Genomic DNA, 3629 nt, shown 5'->3' with positions numbered 1-3629 from the left:
GCCTTAAGGGCACGAGAGGCGTTGTGGCTTGCCCCCAGGATTACGGGAGGCGTGGAATCTTCAGTGATTACCGGAAGCACTGCCGCCTCGCTTTCCTTCCCCGCGGCATTGGTAGAAGTAACAAGCCACTTGTTTAAACTGTCCTGCGCCAGCTCAACCTCTAGACTAAATTCGCCAACACCTTCGCCCAGTTGGTAAATCATAAGCAGTTGGTCCGCCTCATCCAGCCGGTCGTTTTCGTTTGCATCAGAATATATCTTGATCAGGAAGCCAGCCTCGGCTACGCCTTCCACGGTGTAAGTATCAGCGTTGATAACCACCGGAGCCCCTGGGCTGGTAACCGAAGGTGCTTCCGGAGCTGAGGTGGTGTCCACGGTGAAGGTTATGCTCGCTTGATCTCCTATGTTCCCGATGTCGTCTACGCCCCGTACATAGACGGTGTGCTCTCCTTCACTCAGACCGGTGAAGGTGCGGCTGGTGTTAAGCCCCACGTCTACCCAGGCACCGTCGTCTAATTTGACTTCATACCCAGCCAGGTCCAAATCGCTGCTACTATACTCTACGGTGAACTGGTCAGTGTTTATTACCTGTCCCCCTGCCGTGGTTATGGTAACCTCTGGACCGAAGGTATCCTTAACCGCAGGCTTGTAGGTGGAAAAGCCGCTTACATCAAAGGATAACCTTTCCTGTTCACTGTCATAGGTCAACTGCGTAATCACATCTCCCGCGTAGTTGCCGCTATCGTCGTACTTCTCTACGGTTACAAAATCGGCCACGTTGGAAGCATCGACAAGATGGACGATGTCGTTGAAACCTTCAATAAAATCGGTATTCACGGTGATAGTAGCGTTTATGCCTTTAAGGTAATTTACATCTCCTTGACCCACAATCCCGATGCCTGTAGTCTCGTCGAATTTGAGTACATTTTGCAGTTGCATCATTATGTTTTCCAGTTCATCTATATCGATGGTGGAGTTGAATCTGATCGAACCGAAAAACTCACCCGTCTGCGCATCGGTCTTGGTGAAGGTTAGGTTGGTAATGTTATGCAGGTCTTCCACTTCTCTGAATTTAGGTTCGTAGTCTATGCCCGGAATTTCCGGCGGCTCGATGTTGAGAAGCGCCACGTTGCCTTCAGCATCCGATAGGACAAATACCCCTTCCAGGGTTTCACCTTCCACGGTTACCGAGATTTTTATCAGTAAAGGCAGGAACTCGTTATTATCGCGGGTGTCCACCGTCCAGCTTACCGGATATGATCCCGAACTGTATGCACCCACGGAAGCCGTACCCAGGCTGACAAAATTCTCAAGGGAAAGGGGTATCTCCTCTCCCGATACGGGGATGGCTAATGCGCTTCCTACCTGCACTGATACCGACGCGCCTTCGGGCAGGCCCAGTATATCAAAGGTTAGAGTATCGCCCGTGTAGTAGATATGATCTTGATCTCCATCGGTGAACTGGAAGCCCACATCTGCCAGGTCGAAGGACGGCTGCGAAGCCGTTAAAACGGCGAAATTCCAACTGTAAAACAATTCGTTCCCGGCGTTGTCTATCGCGCAAACGGTAACCGTATAACCACCGTCCGGCAGGTCGATCGGTGGCGCCAGCTCTATGACTACTTGTGAGTCATCCGGTGCCCACGTTAGGGCGGTATCTGGAATTGATAACTCGTCAATGTTATCCCCCGTTATTACCGCCCAGAAGGAATCCCTTATCAGACCGCTCCCCGCATCGCTGATGGTGGCTCTGATGACCGGCCTCGGATCGCTGACGATGGTGTCAGACGCCGGGTTTATTCCTGTAATCTCCGGCGGAGTGGTGTCGGTGCCTTCGGAGGGTTCACCCGTTACTTCCAGCCCGTAGCGTTCTTCATAAGTTCCGTCGTACACCACCACTTCATAGTAACCGGGCGTCGTCAACGGTCCCTCCAGGATAACTTCCAGGGAATAGTTATCCCGTACGTTAATAGTGGAAGCACCGGTAACCTGCACGCCTTCCTGCTCCACCCACACGCTCCAGCCGGTCGGGTCGGCCCCGGCAAGGTTAATGCCTTCCAGGTATAAGGTGGTTTCCCCTGCGGCTACCGTACTGGATCCCAGACCGGTTATCACCGGTTCGGCAGTAACTTCCATATCGCTCATCCAGCTTACGGCAAACGGAATCTCGCTGCCGCCGGTCTCCAGGGAGATAAAGTAAAAGTTCGCTGACGAAAATCCCTCTGACAGCGTAAAACTGGGATAAATATACAGTCCATCACCTTCGTCAATCACCGTGACAGAGCTGCTAGACAGTATCACTTCATCACCGTTCTCCCCAAAGCTTTTTAAATAAGCGGTTACTTCCTGTTCCGGGTTAACATTGGCAAGCTCTACCTCCAGCAATACTTCTGTAGCTTCCTCTTCCACATATCTGGGGTAAACCCCTAATGCCAGAGGCGTGTCCACAGCTGTAAGTTGCAGCACCTCACCGGGTACTGGCTGGAGGCTCCCGGAAGGATAGACTTTAACTGTATAGTCCCCTGCTGCCAGCACCTGCCCTCCGGTAAACCCTGCCTCATTGAAGTAGGCCCAGATCCCTTCGAAAAACTCGTTCGCAAAAACTTCCGTGTCAACAGCGGTGACCACCGGAATGCCGCCGTCTTTCTCTATAACCACGATATAGTCGGCCTGGGCATCCAGGTTCGTTCCGAATATGGTCAGCTCAAACTCGCTGATACCAGCCGGAAGCATAGCTACGTCCAGGTAATCAAGGTAGGCACCACCCGGCTCCTCCGGGGGAAGGCCGCCTCCTTCCTCTACCGTGTGGAATGTTATATCCATCCAATCGTTGCCGTTCCCCGCCAAATCCCGGACGACTACATCGGGGATGTGGAGACAGTAATAGCCTTCGTAGGCGAACGGAGAATGGGTAACGGTAAGGGTATTGCTCGTCTCATCAAGGGTAACCTCCAGGTTATAATCGGCGCTCACATCCAACCCTGTATAGAGGTCCTCCAGCCAGATGATATTCAGATCGTTCGCCACGACGTCTTCATCAAATGTAACGGTTATCGGCGCATCTACGGCTACACCGTAGTCGCCGTTCGAAGGGTTGGAAACCAGGATGCCCGGCTTGGTTACATCAAGGCGGTAGTTTACCGACACGGATGCCGACATGTTCTCGGCGTAATCCAGGGCACGGACAAAAGCAACGTAATCACCTTCGACGGCATTCTGGTAAGGCCCGGGAGCCACATATTGAAACTGGTAGTCGGGCGCAAAACCGCTGAAAGCTGCAGTATTCCATGTCTCCTCCGGCACCCAGGCGTCTTGAACATCATCCCAGTACATGCCGGTGGCGGCCGACCGGATGGAAACCTCTACTTGCCTCAGGCTTTCTTCGGAAATCGTACCCTCTATGGGGACACGGCCGCTGAAGAGGCCGTTATTATCCGGGTCGGTGATGGTAATCACCGGCGGCGCGGTATCAGGCGCCTCCCCGGTGGTAAAAGACCAGCTTATTTCAGTTGAAAGCGCGTTTCCTGCCAGGTCTTCAACGGCACCAACAGGTATGGTAACCGTGTAGGTGGTATTGCCGGCCAAATCTTCCTGTGGAACAATAGTCAAGGTGTTATCAACAACATTAGT

1 protein-coding gene is annotated in these 3629 nt (G+C 52.8%); it reads right to left on the bottom strand.

Translation table 11 applies throughout. The features are described 5' to 3' along the window. Nucleotides 1-3629 (bottom strand): Ig-like domain-containing protein (locus KKC1_RS10700; RefSeq protein WP_192868200.1); only part of this gene is annotated, 3629 nt, incomplete at both ends.

The sequence above is a fragment of the Calderihabitans maritimus genome, assembly GCF_002207765.1.
Taxonomy (GTDB): Bacteria; Bacillota; KKC1; order Calderihabitantales; family Calderihabitantaceae; genus Calderihabitans; species Calderihabitans maritimus.
Note: the sequence above shows the minus strand (reverse complement) of the source record. Positions and strands in the feature narration are given on the sequence as shown.